Annotated in this window: 17 protein-coding genes; 10 read left to right on the top strand and 7 right to left on the bottom strand. The window is 70.9% G+C overall.

Annotated elements, in window-relative coordinates:
• Positions 1-7: 7 nt before the first annotated feature.
• The 3 genes from efeB to AB0G47_RS01510 are packed head-to-tail and all read left to right on the top strand — an operon-like array spanning position 8 to position 3,157.
• A complete protein-coding gene (gene efeB / locus AB0G47_RS01520; RefSeq protein ID WP_360762863.1) occupies positions 8-1,288 on the top strand; it encodes an iron uptake transporter deferrochelatase/peroxidase subunit in 1,281 nt (426 codons plus the stop codon).
• A 17-nt stretch (positions 1,289-1,305) separates the two neighbouring features.
• A complete protein-coding gene (gene efeU, locus AB0G47_RS01515; protein ID WP_360762860.1) occupies positions 1,306-2,316 on the top strand; it encodes an iron uptake transporter permease EfeU in 1,011 nt (336 codons plus the stop codon).
• Positions 2,219-3,157, top strand: coding sequence for a hypothetical protein (locus AB0G47_RS01510; RefSeq protein WP_360763909.1), 939 nt, complete (start codon positions 2,219-2,221; stop codon positions 3,155-3,157). The genes efeU and AB0G47_RS01510 overlap by 98 nt, the downstream gene beginning before the upstream one ends.
• A 27-nt stretch (positions 3,158-3,184) precedes the next feature.
• Here the strand turns inward: AB0G47_RS01510 and AB0G47_RS01505 are convergent, their stop codons facing one another.
• Positions 3,185-3,934 (bottom strand): bifunctional DNA primase/polymerase, encoded by a 750-nt coding sequence (locus AB0G47_RS01505; RefSeq protein ID WP_360762857.1) that lies wholly within the window; start codon positions 3,932-3,934, stop codon positions 3,185-3,187.
• 170 nt (positions 3,935-4,104) lie between these two features.
• On the opposite strand from AB0G47_RS01505, the gene AB0G47_RS01500 reads away from it, so the two are divergent.
• On the top strand, positions 4,105-4,983 hold the full coding sequence (locus AB0G47_RS01500) for a glycerophosphodiester phosphodiesterase (protein WP_360762854.1): 879 nt from the start codon (positions 4,105-4,107) through the stop codon (positions 4,981-4,983).
• A gap of 13 nt (positions 4,984-4,996) precedes the next feature.
• Here the strand turns inward: AB0G47_RS01500 and AB0G47_RS01495 are convergent, their stop codons facing one another.
• Positions 4,997-5,629, bottom strand: coding sequence for a TetR/AcrR family transcriptional regulator (locus AB0G47_RS01495; protein ID WP_360762852.1), 633 nt, complete (start codon positions 5,627-5,629; stop codon positions 4,997-4,999).
• 138 nt (positions 5,630-5,767) lie between these two features.
• Here AB0G47_RS01495 and AB0G47_RS01490 point away from each other — a divergent pair, with 138 nt between their 5' ends.
• Entirely contained in the window at positions 5,768-5,950 is a 183-nt protein-coding gene (locus AB0G47_RS01490; RefSeq protein ID WP_360762849.1) for a DUF6243 family protein, read from the top strand.
• 166 nt (positions 5,951-6,116) lie between these two features.
• Positions 6,117-6,941 carry a dimethylargininase gene (gene ddaH / locus AB0G47_RS01485; protein ID WP_360762846.1) on the top strand — a complete coding sequence of 275 codons (825 nt, stop codon included), beginning with the start codon at positions 6,117-6,119 and terminating at the stop codon, positions 6,939-6,941.
• A 9-nt stretch (positions 6,942-6,950) separates the two neighbouring features.
• Here ddaH and AB0G47_RS01480 read toward each other — a convergent pair whose 3' ends face one another.
• From AB0G47_RS01480 to AB0G47_RS01470, 3 genes are all read right to left on the bottom strand, one after another.
• Positions 6,951-7,958, bottom strand: a complete 1,008-nt coding sequence (locus AB0G47_RS01480) for a small ribosomal subunit Rsm22 family protein (RefSeq protein WP_360762843.1) — start codon at positions 7,956-7,958, stop codon at positions 6,951-6,953.
• 104 nt (positions 7,959-8,062) lie between these two features.
• On the bottom strand, positions 8,063-9,127 hold the full coding sequence (locus AB0G47_RS01475) for a serine hydrolase domain-containing protein (protein WP_360762840.1): 1,065 nt from the start codon (positions 9,125-9,127) through the stop codon (positions 8,063-8,065).
• A 59-nt stretch (positions 9,128-9,186) separates the two neighbouring features.
• Positions 9,187-10,590, bottom strand: a complete 1,404-nt coding sequence (locus tag AB0G47_RS01470; RefSeq protein ID WP_360762837.1) for a multidrug effflux MFS transporter — start codon at positions 10,588-10,590, stop codon at positions 9,187-9,189.
• Between the two features lie 106 nt (positions 10,591-10,696).
• On the opposite strand from AB0G47_RS01470, the gene AB0G47_RS01465 reads away from it, so the two are divergent.
• Complete coding sequence (locus AB0G47_RS01465; RefSeq protein ID WP_360762834.1) at positions 10,697-11,701, top strand: Gfo/Idh/MocA family oxidoreductase; 1,005 nt, start codon at positions 10,697-10,699, stop codon at positions 11,699-11,701.
• Between the two features lie 23 nt (positions 11,702-11,724).
• Here the strand turns inward: AB0G47_RS01465 and AB0G47_RS01460 are convergent, their stop codons facing one another.
• Complete coding sequence (locus tag AB0G47_RS01460; RefSeq protein WP_360762831.1) at positions 11,725-13,359, bottom strand: alkaline phosphatase D family protein; 1,635 nt, start codon at positions 13,357-13,359, stop codon at positions 11,725-11,727.
• Between the two features lie 133 nt (positions 13,360-13,492).
• Between AB0G47_RS01460 and AB0G47_RS01455 the strand changes: the two genes are divergently transcribed.
• Positions 13,493-14,326, top strand: a complete 834-nt coding sequence (locus AB0G47_RS01455; protein WP_360762828.1) for an SDR family oxidoreductase — start codon at positions 13,493-13,495, stop codon at positions 14,324-14,326.
• Positions 14,327-14,526: 200 nt separating this feature from the next.
• The gene (locus tag AB0G47_RS01450; protein WP_360762825.1) at positions 14,527-14,994 is read left to right on the top strand and encodes a lamin tail domain-containing protein; all 468 of its coding nucleotides are present in this window, start codon (positions 14,527-14,529) and stop codon (positions 14,992-14,994) included.
• Positions 14,995-15,145: 151 nt separating this feature from the next.
• Here AB0G47_RS01450 and AB0G47_RS01445 read toward each other — a convergent pair whose 3' ends face one another.
• Complete coding sequence (locus AB0G47_RS01445; protein WP_360762822.1) at positions 15,146-15,469, bottom strand: nuclear transport factor 2 family protein; 324 nt, start codon at positions 15,467-15,469, stop codon at positions 15,146-15,148.
• A gap of 153 nt (positions 15,470-15,622) precedes the next feature.
• Here AB0G47_RS01445 and AB0G47_RS01440 point away from each other — a divergent pair, with 153 nt between their 5' ends.
• Positions 15,623-16,180: a DoxX family protein gene (locus AB0G47_RS01440; protein WP_360762819.1), complete on the top strand. Its 558-nt coding sequence runs from the start codon at positions 15,623-15,625 to the stop codon at positions 16,178-16,180.
• Positions 16,181-16,339 lie beyond the last annotated feature (159 nt).

Raw genomic sequence — 16,339 nt, 5'->3', positions numbered from 1 at the left:
CCGAGCGATGACTGAGATCACGAGCGGCACCGACGGTGCGTCCATACCGGACGAGGACACCAACTCCGCCTCCCCTTCCCGGCGTTCACTCCTCGGCTGGGGCGGCGCCGGGCTCGCGCTCGGTGCCGCTGTCACGGGCGGCGCGGTGGCGGTGGGGCGGTCCGGTGACGAGACCGTGCCCGCGGCGTCGGCGGGCGGCGCGGTCGCCTTCCACGGCAGGCACCAGGCAGGCATCGCGACCGCCGTACAGGACCGGCTTCACTTCGCCGCGTTCGACGTGAAGACGGACGACCGCGAGCAGTTCGTGCAGCTCCTCAAGGACTGGACGAAGGCCGCCGCGCGGATGACGGCGGGGCACGAGGTCGGCGATGGCGCCTACGGCGGTCTCGCCGAGGCGCCGCCGGACGACACCGGTGAGGCGCTCGGCCTCAAGCCGTCCCGGCTCACGCTCACGATCGGCTTCGGTCCGAGCCTCTTCGAGAAGTTCGGGCTCAAGGACCGGCGGCCCGAGGCCCTGGTCGATCTGCCCAAGTTCCCCGGCGACAACCTCGACAAGTCCCGTGGCGGCGGCGACATCTGCGTACAGGCCTGCGCGGACGACCCGCAGGTCGCCGTGCACGCGATCCGCAATCTCGCCCGCATCGGCTTCGGCAAGGTCGCGGTGCGCTGGTCGCAGCTCGGCTTCGGCAAGACCTCGTCGACGACGCCGAACGCGCAGACGCCGCGCAACCTCTTCGGCTTCAAGGACGGCACCCGCAACGTCTCGGGCGAGGACAACTCCGCGCTCGCCAAGCATGTCTGGGTGGGCGAGAAGGACGGACCGGAGTGGATGGCCGGCGGTTCCTACCTCGTCGCGCGCCGCATCCGGATGAACGTCGAGACCTGGGACCGTACTCCGCTCGGTGAGCAGGAGGACATCTTCGGGCGCGACAAGCGCGAGGGCGCCCCGGTCGGCAAGGCCAAGGAGCACGACGAGCCGTTCCTGAAGGCGATGAAGCCCGAGGCGCACGTCCGGCTCGCGCACCCGGACAGCAACGACGGTGCGACGATCCTGCGCCGCGGCTACTCCTTCACGGACGGCACCGACGGCCTGGGCCGCCTGGACGCGGGGCTCTTCTTCCTCGCGTATCAGAAGGACGTCCGCACGGGCTTCATTCCGGTGCAGCGCAGCCTGGCGCGCGCCGACGTTCTCAACGAGTACATCCAGCACGTGGGTTCAGCGGTCTTCGCGATCCCGCCGGGCGTCCGCGACAAGGACGACTGGTGGGGCCGGGCACTGTTCAGCTGAGGGGAACTGACTGAATCATGTTCGGCAACTATCTGATCGGCCTGCGCGAAGGCCTCGAGGCCAGCCTGGTCGTCTGCATCCTCATCGCCTATCTGGTGAAGACGGAGCGCCGCGACGCGCTGCGGCCCATCTGGATCGGCATCGGTGCCGCGTGCGCCATCGCGTTCGGCTTCGGCTGCGCGCTGACCTTCGGTTCGCAGGAGCTGACGTTCAAGGCGCAGGAGGCGCTCGGTGGTTCGCTGTCGATCCTCGCCGTGGCCCTTGTGACGTGGATGGTCTTCTGGATGCGGCGTACGGCCCGTCATCTCAAGGCCGAGCTGCACGGCAAGCTGGACGCGGCCCTGCAGATGGGCACGGGTGCGCTGGTCGCCACGGCGTTCCTCGCCGTGGGCCGCGAGGGCCTGGAGACGGCGCTGTTCGTGTGGGCCTCGGTGCGGGCATCGGGCGACGGCACGCCCGGTCCGCTGATCGGCGTGCTCCTGGGCCTTGCCACCGCGATCGCGCTGGGCTGGCTGTTCTACAAGGGCACGGTCCGCATCAACCTGGCGAGGTTCTTCACGTGGACCGGCGCCATGCTGGTGGTCGTGGCGGCGGGCGTCCTCGCGTACGGCGTGCACGACCTGCAGGAGGCGGAGTTCGTCGGCGGCCTGCAGGACAAGGCGTTCGACATCAGCGCGACGATCCCGCCGGACAGCTGGTACGGCACGCTCCTGAAGGGCATCTTCAACTTCCAGCCCGACCCGACGGTCGCCCAGGTCACGGTGTGGCTGCTGTACCTGATCCCGACGCTCGCGTTCTTCTTCGCCCCGGTAGGGTTCGGGCCCGGGAAGGGGAAGGTGAACGCAACGCATGAGCAGGCTTCCAAGGCAGCGCACCCCGATGTCGCGCACTCCGATGCGGAGTCGGGCACGGCGGCCGGTCCGGTACGCGATGGTGGCGTCGACGGTGACCGTACTGACCGTGACGGCGAGCGGCTGCGTGACGGTGCACGGGGAGCGGGAAGTCGTCCCGTCGGCGACGAAGGCTGAGGCCGAGCGGGCGCTCGAGGACTTCCTCACGGCGTACAACAAGGCGGAGAAGGCGTACGACCCCGCCCTGGACGCGGCCCGTGTCACGGGCCCGCTGAGCGCCATCAACCAGGCGGGCCTGAAGTCGAAGGGCGCGCAGAACCCGGGCGGCAACCCCAACCAGGTACCGCTCAAGCTGACGGACGCGAATTTCTCGATCCCCAAGAAGGCCGGCTGGCCGCGGTGGTTCGTCGCGGACACGAAGTCCAACCGGCGGGGCGATCTGCGCTGGGTGCTCGTCTTCACCAAGGGCGGCAAGGACCAGCTGTGGGAGGCGTCCTACCTGAACCTGGTGGCGCCGGGGAAGGTCCCTGAGCTGAAGAAGGACAAGGACGGCTGGGCCGAGCCGGTCGAGGTGGGTGCTTCGGGTCTCGCGGTGGCGCCGAGGAATCTCGGCGAGGAGTACGTGACGTATCTGAAGTCGGGCGGCGACACGTTCGCGCCGGGCGATCACACGTCGACGTGGAAGGCGTTCCGCGACAAGAACACCAAGCGCCGGGGCATCGCCGTCCAGTACATCGACGAGCCGCAGAACGACGGCACGTTCGCGCCGGTGGGTCTGCGGACCAAGGGCGGCGGGGCGATGGTCTTCTTCGCGACGCACCACTACGAGAAGCAGACCGCGGCGAAGGGCGTCAACCTCACCGTCGACGCCGATGTGAAGCCCTTGATGAAGGGCGAGGTCAAGCAGTCGGTGACGCTGGAGCGCGTCTCCAACCAGCTCGTCGTCGACCCGGCGGGTTCGGAGCCGGTGACCTTCCTGAGCCGCATCCAGGGCCTGACGGGCGCCAAGGGCGAGTAGCGGGCGGGCGCCTGCCCGCCCGGGGTGTCAGCCCCTCAACGGCCAGGCGGCCACGTCGTGTTGGGGCTCGCCCGCGACCCGGGCGCATTCGTCCGTGAGGGCCTCGAGCAGCGTCAGCGGATCCGGCAGCGCGTGCTCGGGGCCGCGGATCCAGTGGACCGCGAGATCACCCGGCAGCCGCGCGGGCGGCACCAGGACGTACGACCCACGGCAGTGCCACCGGAAGCCCGGGTGTTCGTTCGTCGTCTCCGGGTGGCAGTCCAGCTCGCAGGGCCACCACTCGTCCTCGTCCTCGGGGGTGCCGCGGGTGAGCGTGAAGAAGAGCATCCGCCCCTCGTCCATGACGCCGTCGGACTCGGCGACGGGCCCCACGTCGATGCCCTCGGCGAGCAGCCGCTCCAGGGCCGCGCGTCCGGCGGCCAGCGGGACGTCCAGGACGTCGTGCACCATCCCCGTGGCGGTGATGAAGTTGGCCTGCGGCTGGTGCCTGGCCCATCGCTCGATCTGCGCACGATCGGTGGTGGCCTGCGTCTGCCAGGCGAAGGAGAGCGGATGCCGCGCGGGGGTGGGACACCCGATGCGGTCGCAGGAACATCGGTACGCGGAAGGGTGCGCGGCCGGCGAGAGCGGCAGCCCTGCCCCCGCGGCGGCGACGAGCAGCGCTTCGCGCTCCGCCGCGTCGCCCGTCGCGTCCGCGTCCTGCGGACGGGGGCGGCGGCGAAGCCACTGGGAAATCCTGCTCTGCCCGCCGGAACGGCGGCCGAACTCCGCGCCCATCTATCCCCTCACCTCACACTTGTGCCGAGAAGCATCTCCCATGGTCGCACCATCCTGCTCCTCGGGGGGCCAGAGCCCACATCCGGGGTAGCAGGGGTGATGCAAGGCGCAGGGTGACATCGCGCGTCATTGCGCATGAAGACGGGATATACGCCCCTACCGTGTTCGCCATGGTCACCAGGACTGTGCTCACGGGACTCACGGGGCTCACGAGCCTCACCACGCTGGCCCTCACGGCACCCACAGGACCGCTGACCCCGCTGGAATGGGGCGGTGGCCCGCTGACGGTGAAGGCACTCCCCCGCGTCGTCCACACCGCACACCGGGGCGGCGCCCTTGAGGTTCCGGAGAACAGCATGTCGGGCCTGGTGGCGGCGTACGAGCGCGGCACGGCCGAGGTCATCGACGTCGATATTCGGATGCTGCGCGACGGCACGCTGGTCGCCATGCACGACGCGACCCTGGACCGTACGACGACGTCCACCGGACCGGTGCGTGCACTCACCCGGCGGGAGTGGCGGGACGTCCGGCTGCGGCCGGACAGGGCGCTGCCCGGCCACTGGCGTGCCGAGCGGCCGCCGACGGTCGCGGAGGTCCTTGACCGCTTCGGCGGACAGATCGTGCTGATGCTGGAGGCGAAGGACCCGCGCAGCCTGCGCCCGCTCGGCGCGCTGATCCGGGCGCGGGGCCTGACCCGCTCGGTGTTCGTGAACTCCAACGAGCCGGCCGTCGCGATGCGCGCGCACCGCATGGGCCTGCTTGCGCAGCTGTGGCGCACCAAGAAACAGATGCTCAGCGACCGGCCCGAGCGCTGGGCGGGCTTCGTGGACGTACTGGACGTGGACTACAAGGCGCGCGACCGCGACCTGGTCCGCGCGGTCAACTCCGGCGTCCCGCGGGTGTGGGCGCACACGGTGACCACCCCGAAGCAGCGTGACCGGGTGCTGCGGCTCGGCTGCAACGGCGTGATCACGGACGCGCCGGGGCTGCTCGCGCGGACGCCGACGAAGGGCGTGAAGGAGGTGAGCGCGTGGTGGCCGGTCAACTGACCGCGGCGGACGATCAGCGCGGAGCGATGCCGTAGAGGGCGTACTCGACGAGCTTGTCGCCGTACTCGTGGGTGAGGGGTCCGGTGCGCTGCAGCCAGCGCTGGGCGAGCGGTCCGCTCCACAGCTCCAGGGCGATGCGCGGGTCCACATGGGGGGCGACCTGGCCGGCTTCCTTGGCGATCTCCAGGCGCTTCACGAAGAGCTGGAGCGAGGGTTCGAGAAGCTTCTCCACGTACTCGGCGCTGAGCTCCGGGTTGATCATGCCTTCGGCGGCGAGGGCGCGCCAAGGGGCGTCGTACTTGGGGTTCTTGAACTCGTCGATGGTGGCCCGCACGACGTTCTTGAGGTCGGTCTCCAGGTCGCCGGTGTCCGGGATCTCGTACTGGGTCGTCTCGTGGCCCGCCGCGTCGCTCGCCTCCTGGGTGGCCTGTGCGCCGAGGTCGAGGAAGGCGTCGAGCAGGACGGCGCCCTTGGACGGCCACCAGCGGTAGATCGTCTGCTTGCCGACGCCCGCGCGGGCGGCGATCGCCTCGATGGTGAGCTTGCCGTAGCCGACCTCGGTGACGAGGTCCATGGCGGCGTCATAGATGGCGCGGCGCGAGCGCTCGCTGCGGCGCGTGGAGTCAGGGGCGGATTTCGTGGCCATGTCTCCGAATGTAGCAGCGAACGAGGCGAGACGGTCCGTCTCGAAAGCCCTTGACAAGACGCACCGTCTCGTTCAAAGTATCCAGGGAAGCGAGACGAGACGTCTCGCCAAGGGAACTCTCGATCCGGAGGTACGCACATGTCACGAGGTGGAGCAGGAAACATGCTGGGCGTCGGCGGCACGCGCTCGAAGCTGTCCCGCAAGGCACTGCGGGGCTCGGGCCGCGAGGGCCAGATCGGCGGCGGACTCAGCCCGCAGGCGCAGAAGCGCGAGTTGCTGCGCAAGCTCCAGGAAGGCCGCTCGGCGCACGACGGGTCATGAGACCGGGACGTGGATGGCGTGTTAACCATCCCACGCCCCGGATGACCACTTGTCGAACCACCCGTTCAGATCACAGCGCGAGGGCTCCGCACACCGCACCATGGTCAGCACCTGCCCCCACAGAAGGCAGCGACAACTGACCACCGCGGTACGTGAGGAGCCCTCGTTGAGTCGTTTTCCTCGTCGCGCCACACCCCGGCGCTATCTGATGTGCTCACCGGCACACTTCAAGGTCACGTACTCCATCAATCCGTGGATGGACCCCTCCAAACCCGTCGACGTGCCACTGGCCGTCGCGCAGTGGGAAGACCTGCGCGACCGCTACCGCTCGCTCGGCCACACCGTCGAAGAACTCACCCCGCGTCCCGGCCTGCCGGACATGGTCTTCGCCGCGAACGGCGCGACCGTCGTCGAGGGACGCGTGCTCGGCGCCCGGTTCGCCCACCCGGAGCGCGGACCCGAGGCCGAGGCCCACCTGGAGTGGTTCCGGGAGCACGGCTTCACGGACCTCCACGAACCCGCGCACATCAACGAGGGCGAGGGCGACTTCGCCGTCACGTCCTCCTGCGTCCTGGCGGGCCGCGGCTTCCGGGCCAGCCCGCTGTCGCACGGGGAGGCCCAGGAGTTCTTCGGCCGCCCGGTGCTCGGACTCGACCTCGTCGACCCCCGCTACTACCACCTGGACACCGCGCTCGCCGTCCTGGACGACGCGGCGAACGACGTCATGTACTACCCGCCGGCGTTCTCACCGGGCAGCCAGGCCGTGCTGCGGCGGCTCTTCCCGCACGCGCTGATCGCGGAGGAACCGGACGCGGTGGCCCTCGGGCTCAACGCGGTGTCGGACGGCCTGCACGTCCTGCTCCCGCAGGCCGCGGTCGGCCTCTTCGAGCCGCTGCGGGCCCGCGGCTACGAACCGATCGGCATGGATCTGACCGAGCTGCTCAAGGGCGGCGGCAGCGTGAAGTGCTGCACGCAGGAGCTGCGCGGCTAGCTGGTCCGGCTAGCTCTCCTGGTGGGGCGGCCACGGGTCGCCCCACTCCGCGTCGCGGGCCGCCTTGTACAGCGGGCCGTGCCGCTTGGTCACCGTCTCGCGGCCCAGCGTCTCGTCCGCCGCGCACAGGTCGAGCAGGACCTGGCCCTTGCGGATCTGCGGCTTGCGCACGACGCGGTTGGCCGCGGGCTCCGCGTCGAAGCGGACGGCCGCCACATAGCTGAACTTCTCGTCCTCGTACGCCAATGAGCCGCCCTTGACCTGCCGGTGCAGGGAGGAGCGGCTGACGCGCGCCGAAAAGTGGCACCAGTCATCGCCGGGCACGATCGGGCAGGCGGCGCTGTGCGGGCAGGGCGCGGCGATCCGGAATCCTGCGGCGATCAGCCGGTCGCGGGCCTCGATGACGCGTGCGTAGCCGTCGGGGGTGCCGGGCTCGATGATGACGACGGCCTGCGCCGCGGCTGCCGCGGCCGCGTCCACGAGGGAGCGCCGGTCGGCCTCGGTCAGCTCATTCAGTACGTACGACACCGTGACGAGATCAGTGCTCTCGATGCTGAGCGCCGCTCCGATACGGGAGCGCTGCCACCGCACCGCCTTCAACTCCGGGACCCCGGCCGCCAGTTCACGCCCCAGGGCAAGGGCGGGCTCGGCCCAGTCAAGGACGGTCACCGGCCGCTCACCACCCCACGTCGCGTTAGCCGCCCAGACCGCCGCGCCGGTGCCACCGCCGACATCCACATGACTCCCGGGCACCCACCCCTCGGGCGCCGCGTCCGCGAGGGCCCCGAGCGCGGAACGCACCGCCTCGAAGGTGGCGGGCATGCGGTAAGCGGCGTACGCGGCGACGTCGGCACGGTCACGCAGAATCGGGGCGTCGGTCGGGGTACGCCCCCGGTAATTGGCGATCAGCCGGTCGACGGCCTGCGCCGCCTGCTTCGGCGGCAGCCCATCAAGCAGCCCGGCGAGGGCGGCGCGCAGGGCTTCGGCCGGGGAAACCGGGGAGATCGGGACGTTCACCCCGTGATTCTACGGGGGCAGGAAAGCGCCCGAAGGGGCGCGGGGAACTGCGCGACCAGCCCCCACCGGGCCCGCAGACGAATCACCGCACCCCCAGCGGAGCGTCACCGCGCCGCGCGGGCAAGGCGAGTAGCCGCCCGCGCCCGTGGCCCGCTGTCGCTGCGCCCGCGGCGCGGATGCACCGTGTTCGCCAGCAGGATCAGAAACGTGTCCGTCGCGGGGTCCATGACCAGGGACGTCCCCGTAAACCCCGTGTGCCCCGCCGCCCCGCGCCCCGCGAGAGACCCCATGAACCACTCCTGGTCGAGGCCGAAGCCGAGGCCCGGCGGCGTCAGCATCAGCTCCACGAAGTCCGGGCCGAGGATGCGCGCGGTGCCGTAGGAACCGCCGCACAGCAGCGCGCGGCAGAACACCGCGAGGTCGCGCACGGTGGAGAAGAGCCCGGCGTGGCCCGCGACGCCGCCCAGGGCCCAGGCGTTCTCATCGTGCACATCGCCCCGCAGCATCCCCCGGTCGGCCTTGGCCCAGGGGGTGCGCTGGTCCTCGGTGGCGGCCGCGTCGGGGCGCGGCCCGAAGCCGGTGGCCGCCATGCCGAGCGGCCGGGTGATGCCATCGCGTACGAGGACGTCGAGCGGGCGGCGGGTGATGCGCTCAAGGACGTGCTGGAGGAGCAGCATGTTCAGGTCGGAGTAGACGTGCGTGCCCGGCTCGGCGGAGGGGGCCTCGGAGCGCAGGGCGTCGAGCCGCGCCCGGTCGTCCGGGCAGGCGTACAGCGGGAGTTCGGGTCGCAGGCCCGAGGTGTGGGTGAGCAGCTGGCGCACGCTGATCCGGTGCTCGGCGGCGGCCGTGAACTCGGGGAGGTACGCCGACACCAGCGCGTCGATGCCGAGCGTGCCGCGCTCCAGCTGCTGCATGGCGGCGACGGTGGTGAACAGCTTGGTCAGCGAGGCCAGGTCGAAGGGCGTGTCGGTGCGGGCGGGCACCCGCTGCTCCGGCGGCAGTTCGACACCCGCGTCGGCCACCGGGTCGTACGCGCTGTAGCGCACCGCGTATCCCGCGGCCTCCTCGACGGCGATCACCGGGCCGCGTCCCGCGAGCACCACGGCGCCCGCGCACCAGGGCCGCTCGCCGCGCGTCAGGGCGCGCACCTCTCGTACGAGATGGGTCATCTCATCCGTGTCGAGTCCCGCGCGGTCCGGTGTTCCGGGGCGCAGAAGACGGGGCGCGGTCAGTGGTCCGCCTCCCCTCGCGTAGTCCGCTGCCAGGGTCGGCACAGTCCCACGAAGCAGCCGATCGCCGCCAGGGCGCAGACGAGCTGCACCAGGGCCATCGGGACGGCGGTGGCCTCGCCGGCGATGCCCACCAGCGGTGAGGCGATCGCGCCGATGAGGAAGGAGGACGTGCCGAGCAGCGCGGATGCCGAGCCCGCGGCGTGCGGGGTGCGCATCAGGGCGAGCGCGTTGGTGTTGGGCATCGCGAGGCCCATCGCCGACATCAGGACGAAGAGCCCGGCGGCGACGGGGAACAGGCCGACGTCGCCGAAGACGCCGGAGGTCATCAGGAGGAGCGCGGCCGCCGCGAGGGTGATGACGGTGAGGCCGAAGGTGAGCGCCTTGTCGAGGCTGACCCGGCCGACGAGGATCTTGCCGTTGATCTGGCCGACGACGATCAGGCCGACGGAGTTGACGCCGAAGAGCAGGCTGAAGGTCTGCGGGGACGCGCCGTAGATCTCCTGGATGACGAACGGCGACGCGGAGACGTAGGCGAAGAGCGCTGCGAAGGCGAAGCCGCCCGCGATCATGTAGCCGGTGAAGACGCGGTCGGCGAGCAGTCCGCGCATGGTGCGCAGGGCTTCGGCGGTCCCGCCGCTGTGCCGCTTCTCGGGGGCGAGCGTCTCGGGGAGCCGGCGCCAGACGAGGACCGTCAGGGCGATGCCGACGCCGGTGAGCACGGCGAAGACGCCGCGCCAGTCGGTGAGGCGCAGGACCTGGCCGCCGATGAGGGGCGCGACGATCGGGGCGACCCCGGAGATCAGCATGAGGGTGGAGAAGAACCGGGCCATCTCCACGCCGTCGTAGAGATCACGGACGATGGCGCGGGCGATGACGATGCCCGCGGCGCCCGCGAGGCCCTGCAACAGCCGGAATCCGACGAGGAGTTCGACGGTGGGCGCGAAGGCGCAGATCGCGGTGGCGAAGATATAGACGAACAGGCCGATGAGCAGGGGTCTGCGCCGCCCCCACTTGTCGCTCATCGGCCCGACGGCCAGCTGCCCGAGCGCCATGCCGGCGAGGCAGGCGGTGAGCGTGAGCTGGGCGGTCGCGGCGGACGTGTGCAGCGAGCGGGTGACCTCCGGGAGGGCCGGGAGGTACATGTCCATGGAGAGCGGCGGCACCGCGGTGAGCCCGCCGAGGGCGAGGGTGACGAGGAGGCCGGTGCGGCGCCGTGCGGCGAGGCCGGGTGCGCGGGGCGCCGGGTCTGGGGCGTCGACGACGAGTGACGAGCCGCTCGGCTCTCCGGCGACGGCTCCCGCTGCGGCCTGCTCGCCGGAGGCGCTCGGCTCTGCCGTTCCGGACTGCCGTATGCGCGGACCCTCGGCCCCTCCCGTCGTGCGGCTGCCGTGTTCCGGCATGCGGATTCCCTCCCGATTAGGCGTGCGATTACCTATGCTCTCAGCTCAGCTGTGCTGGTTGAGACCATTTCCGCGGTACCGCGCGGTACGGACAGGGGCGGCCCCAATGGTGGAAGACAACCGTGAGCCCGTGCGCTGGGGCATCCTCGCGACGGGCGGGATCGCCGCGTCGTTCACGGCGAATCTGCTCGACATGCCGGACGCGGAGGTCGTGGCGGTGGCCTCACGCACCGACACGTCGGCGAAGGCGTTCGCCGAGCGGTTCGGGATACCCCGCGCGTACGGCGAGTGGGGCGCGCTCGCCGAGGACGCGGACGTCGATGTCGTGTACGTGGCGACACCGCACTCGGCGCATCGGGCGGCGGCCGGGCTCTGTCTGGAGGCCGGTCGTGCGGTGCTCTGCGAGAAGGCGTTCGCGCTGAACGCACGGGAGGCGCGGGAGCTGGTGACGCTGGCCAGGCGGCGCGGCCTGTTCCTGATGGAGGCCATGTGGATGTACTGCCATCCGCTGGTCAGGCGGCTGAAGGCGCTCGTCGACGACGGGGCGATCGGTGAAGTGCGCACCGTGCAGGCGGACTTCGGGCTCGCCGGTCCCTTCCCGCCCGCGCACCGCCTTCGTGATCCGGCGCAGGGCGGTGGCGCGCTGCTCGATCTCGGGGTGTACCCGGTGTCGTTCGCACAGCTGCTGCTCGGGGAGCCGTCGGGGGTGACTGCGAGAGCAGCGCTCTCGAATGAGGGCGTTGATCTCCAGACGGGAATGCTGCTCTCGTGGGAGAGCGGTGCTCACGCCGTGTTGCACTGCTCCATCAACGCGGGCACCCCCGTCACCGCCTCCGTCACCGGCTCGCGGGGCCGCATCGACATCCCGTACGGCTTCTTCTTCCCGGACCGCTTCGTGCTGCACCGCGACGGCCGCGACCCCGAGGAGTTCACGGCCGCCCCCGCCGACGGCACCCGCGACAGCCTCAAGCACGAGGCCGCCGAGGTCATGCACCGCATCCGCGCGGGCGACACCGAGTCCCCGCTCGTCCCCCTCGAAGGCACCCTCGCGGTGATGCGGACCCTTGACGCGGTGCGGGAGCGGATCGGGGTGCGCTACCCGGGCGAGTGAGCGCACCCTCAACTGCCGCCCGACTACGCGGGCTTGAGCCCCGGGTTGCCCGACTCCGTCACGAAGGACGCAGCCGTGGTGATCGGCGCCCCCGGCGTCGTCACCGCCGACACTGTCTTGAAGTCGGCGCGCGCGGACTCGGTGCCGAGGGCGACCGTCACGTATCCCCGCCGCCCGTTGTAGAACTTCATGTGCGGGTTGGCCTTGGTGTAGGTCTCCCAGTTCGCGGGCTTCTCGGCGCCGTCCTTGCCGCTCGCGATGGACGTCGCGACGATCTCCGTACCGACGTTCCTCGACGACTGGTCGTCGAAGTCCTCCTTGATGTCGAAGGCGTACCCGACGTGTACGTCACCGGTGAGCACCATCAGGTTCTCGATGCCGGAGGACTTCGCGCCGTCGAGGACCCGCTGCCGGGATGCGCGGTAGCCGTCCCAGGCGTCCATCGACAGCTTCGCCTCGGCGTTGAGGTCGAGCCGCCGCTCGGAGAAGGTGACCTGCTGCGGCACTACGTTCCACAGCGCCCGCGAGTTGCGCCAGCCGTCGATCAGCCAGCGCTCCTGCGTGGCGCCGGTGATGGTGCGCGCCGGGTCGTCCGTCTCCGGCCCCGGGACGTGGGCCTTGTCGCCGTACGCCTGGTCGGAGCGGTACTGCCGGGTGTCCAGGATGTCGAACTGGGCGAGCCGCCCCCACTTGACGCGGCGGTAGAGCTGGAGGTCCGGGCCGCTCGGCTTCTGGGGGCTGCGCAGCGGCAGGTTCTCCCAGTACGCGCGGTAGGCGGCGGCGCGGCGGACGAGGAACTCGGCGGGCGGGTTGCCGTTCTCGTCGAGGTCGTCCGCGTAGTTGTTCTCGGTCTCGTGGTCGTCCCAGGTGACGACGAAGGGGTGCGCGGCGTGCGCGGCGCGCAGATCGGGGTCCGACTTGTAGAGGGCGTACCGCAGTCGGTAGTCCTCAAGGGTCTGCGTCTCGCGGTTGTAGAGCGCGGGCAGCGTGCGGTCGGTGTAGTTGCGGGCGCCGCCGACCGCGTTCACCGCGTACTCGTAGAGGTAGTCGCCCAGGTGGAAGACGACGTCGACGTCGTCCTCCGCCAGGTGTTTGTACGGGGTGTAGTAGCCGTCGTGGTACGCCTGGCAGGACACCGCGGCGAGCGTCAGGGAGCTCACCTTGCTGCCGGTGGCGGGCGCGGTGCGGGTGCGGCCGGTTTCGCTGATCCACTGGCCGGCCTTGAAGCGGAAGTAGTAGGTCCGCCCGGCGTCGAGGTGGTCCGCCTCGACGTGCACGGAGTGGTTGAACTCGGGGTGCGCGGTGGCCGATCCGCGTCTGGCGATCCGGCGGAAGCGGGCGTCGTGGGCGAGCTCCCACTGGACGGTGACGCGCTCGTTCGGCAGGCCGCTGCCCGGTTCGTACGGGGACGGGGCGAGGCGGGTCCAGAGCAGGACGGAGCCGGGCAGCGGGTCACCGGATGCGACGCCGAGGGTGAACGGGTCCTTGTTGATCTTTCGCGCGTCAAGCTCGGCGGCGCTAGCGGTGCCCGCCGTCGGCAGGTTGGTGACGAAGGCGAGCGCGGCCGCCGCGCCGGTGACGGTGAGGAAGCGACGGCGGCCCAAGTGGCGGGCGGCGGCTCGGAGTTCGGGTGCGTGGTGCCGGCCTGCGGGTGTCATGTGACCCTCCCCTGACGATTGGTGTCAGGGGCATGCAAGTGGCGGGGGACGACGCCCGACTGTCGCGTACACAACAGCCACATGGCGGGCGGATGAGGTCCGCGTGGACACCCCTCCCGTACGCTGCGGGGCCATGAACGCAGAGCTAACTGGGGAAACAAGGACGGCCGTGGTGACCGGCGCGGGGTCCGGTATCGGCAGGTCCGTGGCGGTCGAACTGCTGCGCGCGGGATGGTCCGTGGCGCTCGCGGGGCGCCGCGTCGAGACGCTGGAGGAGACGGCGGCGCTCGCCCCCGACGGCACGTCCACGCCCTTGGGAACGTCCTTGGGCACGCCCTTGGGAACGTCCTTGGGCACGCCCTTGGGCACGTCCTTGTGCGTACGTACCGACGTGTCCGAGCCGCAGGACGTGGCCGCGCTCTTCTCGTCCGTACGCGAGAACTTCGGCCGCCTCGACCTCCTCTTCAACAACGCCGGCACGTTCGGCCCCGGCGGCGTCCCGGTCGAGGAGCTGCCCTACGACGCCTGGCGGCACGTCGTCGACACGAACCTCAACGGCGCGTTCCTGTGCGCGCAGGCGGCGTTCCGGCAGATGAAGGAGCAGGACCCGCAGGGCGGCCGGATCATCAACAACGGGTCCATTTCGGCGCAGGTCCCGCGCCCGCACTCGATCGCGTACACGACGACGAAGCACGCGCTGACCGGCCTGACGAAGTCCCTCTCCCTGGACGGCCGTCCCTACCGGATCGCCTGCGGCCAGATCGACATCGGCAACGCGGCGACCGACATGACCGAGCGGATGCGGTCCGGAATCCTGCAGGCCAACGGGGAGTTGATGCCCGAGCCCGTGATGGACGTGTCCGACGTGGCACGGACGGTGCGGCACATGGCGGAGCTGCCGCTTGAGGCGAATGTGCAGTTCGCGACGGTGCTCGCGACGAACATGCCGTTCATCGGGCGGGGTTAGCGCATCGCGCGCACCGTGCGCACCGCACACACCAGCACGCACCGCCCGCCCAAGTGGCCGACCGTGACCCGCCGCTCACGGTCGGCCAACATCTGCACAAAAGGAATAGGACGCTCCGCGTCAATTACGCGCATCACGCCCAGTATGCTCAGCGAGCCCTCCACGAGAACTCCACATTCAGAGCACACTCGGAGCACATCTTGCGCATACGTTCCGCGGTCCCGGCCGTCCTCGCCGCCGCCGCGCTGTCGGCCTCGCTGCTCGCCGTGTCCCCGGCGAACGCGGCCGCGCGCCACCAGAGCGGGCTTCACCTCGGTTACATCCAGTACGACAGTCCGGGCCGGGACAGCCGTACCAACTCCTCGCTCAACGCGGAGTGGGTGAACATCCACAACAACTCCGGCTCGGCGATCCAGCTCAAGGGCTACAAGCTGAAGGACAACACCGGCTACACGTACACCTTCGGCAGCTACAAGATCGGCGCGGGCAAGACCGTCAAGGTCCGCACGGGCAAGGGCACCAACGCCTCGGGGGTCCGCTACTGGGGCCGCGGCTCGTACGTCTGGAACAACACCAGCGACAAGGCCCGCCTCATCAAGCCGAGCGGCTCGCTCAAGGACTCCTGCTCGTGGACGACGGCCGACAGCGGCTCCAAGAACTGCCACTGAGGCACCACAGGCCACTGTGAAGGGGGAGGGGGCAGGGCAGCCGCTCCGTGCCGATCCGTGCCGCCCGTCGGGGAGCGGCGGGCGGCACCGGGTCGCGGAACGGTTGCCCTGCCCGATACGTCGGGCCCGGCAGCCTGCCTCCGGGCGAGGCTCAGGCCTGGCCCGTCTCGAAGCGGGACACCTTCCCGCCGTCGACGTCGAACCGCCACTTCGTGCGCATCTCGCCCCACGTGTCATTGCGATACGAGACGACCAGCGTGCGCCCGCCGTCGGACTCGTTCTCCACCTCCATATGGCCGTTGGAGGAGAAGATCTCGCGCTCGGTCCAGTCGGCGATGTTCCGGTCGGAACCGTCGTCGGACATGGTCGCGTCGGGCGTGAGGACGGCCTGGAAGGCGGCCTGGTCATTGGCGTTCACCGCGGTGACGAAGGCTCGGACCGTGGGGTCGCTGAGCCGGTTTACCTGAATGCTCATGGGCCCACCGTCACACCGGCCGTGCCCGCGCGCCACCGGACGCGGCGGGGTCACTCGTACGGCCGATCGAGCCGGGTGCGCGGGGCGGGTCTGGCGGACGGTGGAGGAGGAGCCGTACCCGGTCTCCCTCCCCCCGCTTCAGGAGACGCCGCCATGACCAGTTCCTGCTTCGACCGCCGCGACCTGGGCCTGCTCCTGCTCCGGGTGGGTACGGGCGGCGTGCTCGCCGCGCACGGCGCCCAGAAGCTCTTCGGCTGGTTCGGCGGCCACGGCATCGAAGGCACCGGCGCGTTCATGGAGTCCATCGGCTACAAGCCGGGCAAGGCGAACGCCATGGTCGCGGGCCTTTCCGAGGCGGGCGGCGGCGTGCTCCTCGCGCTCGGCCTCGCGACCCCGGCCGCCGGTTCCGCGGCGGCGGGCGCCATGGCGGGAGCGACCGCCGTGCACGCCCCCAACGGCTTCTTCAGCATGGGCGGCGGCTATGAGTACCCGGCGTTCCTGGGCCTGGTCTCCGCCACCCTCGCGATCACGGGCCCCGGCGCGTACTCGGTCGACGAAGCGCTCGGCCACTCCTTCAACCGGGCGTGGATGGTGCCGGCGGCTCTCGCGGGCACGGCGGTGGGGGTGCTCGTGTCGGTGGGCTCGCGGCAGCGGAACGTACGGGAGGAGCGGGCGGGCGAGGAGAACGAGGAAGGACCGGTGGCGGACTGACGCCCTTAGGGGGCGCCTTGGGAGGGCACCTTCGGGGAAGGGCACCTTTGGGGAGGGGCGCCTTCAGGGAATGGGCACCTTGGGCAGGGCGCCCCGGACCGCACGGCGCGCGCGACCCCACGGCGTACACCGCACCGAAAGTCGGTGTCCCCCGGCCGA

It is taken from the genome of Streptomyces sp. NPDC021622 (assembly GCF_040640795.1).
Lineage (GTDB): Bacteria > Actinomycetota > Actinomycetes > Streptomycetales > Streptomycetaceae > Streptomyces.
The sequence above is the reverse complement of the archived record's forward strand: the minus strand, read 5'-3'. Positions and strand labels throughout refer to the sequence as shown.

Excerpts from the sequence above, each read along its gene's own strand:
- efeB (WP_360762863.1), top strand. The coding sequence starts at position 8 with ATGACTGAGATCACGAGCGGCACCGACGGTGCGTCCATACCGGACGAG.
- efeU (WP_360762860.1), top strand. The coding sequence starts at position 1,306 with ATGTTCGGCAACTATCTGATCGGCCTGCGCGAAGGCCTCGAGGCCAGC.
- AB0G47_RS01510 (WP_360763909.1), top strand. The coding sequence starts at position 2,219 with ATGGTGGCGTCGACGGTGACCGTACTGACCGTGACGGCGAGCGGCTGC.
- AB0G47_RS01505 (WP_360762857.1), bottom strand. The coding sequence starts at position 3,934 with ATGGGCGCGGAGTTCGGCCGCCGTTCCGGCGGGCAGAGCAGGATTTCC.
- AB0G47_RS01500 (WP_360762854.1), top strand. The coding sequence starts at position 4,105 with ATGGTCACCAGGACTGTGCTCACGGGACTCACGGGGCTCACGAGCCTC.
- AB0G47_RS01495 (WP_360762852.1), bottom strand. The coding sequence starts at position 5,629 with ATGGCCACGAAATCCGCCCCTGACTCCACGCGCCGCAGCGAGCGCTCG.
- AB0G47_RS01490 (WP_360762849.1), top strand. The coding sequence starts at position 5,768 with ATGTCACGAGGTGGAGCAGGAAACATGCTGGGCGTCGGCGGCACGCGC.
- AB0G47_RS01475 (WP_360762840.1), bottom strand. The coding sequence starts at position 9,127 with ATGACCCATCTCGTACGAGAGGTGCGCGCCCTGACGCGCGGCGAGCGG.
- AB0G47_RS01470 (WP_360762837.1), bottom strand. The coding sequence starts at position 10,590 with ATGCCGGAACACGGCAGCCGCACGACGGGAGGGGCCGAGGGTCCGCGC.
- AB0G47_RS01465 (WP_360762834.1), top strand. The coding sequence starts at position 10,697 with ATGGTGGAAGACAACCGTGAGCCCGTGCGCTGGGGCATCCTCGCGACG.
- AB0G47_RS01460 (WP_360762831.1), bottom strand. The coding sequence starts at position 13,359 with ATGACACCCGCAGGCCGGCACCACGCACCCGAACTCCGAGCCGCCGCC.
- AB0G47_RS01455 (WP_360762828.1), top strand. The coding sequence starts at position 13,493 with ATGAACGCAGAGCTAACTGGGGAAACAAGGACGGCCGTGGTGACCGGC.
- AB0G47_RS01445 (WP_360762822.1), bottom strand. The coding sequence starts at position 15,469 with ATGAGCATTCAGGTAAACCGGCTCAGCGACCCCACGGTCCGAGCCTTC.
- AB0G47_RS01440 (WP_360762819.1), top strand. The coding sequence starts at position 15,623 with ATGACCAGTTCCTGCTTCGACCGCCGCGACCTGGGCCTGCTCCTGCTC.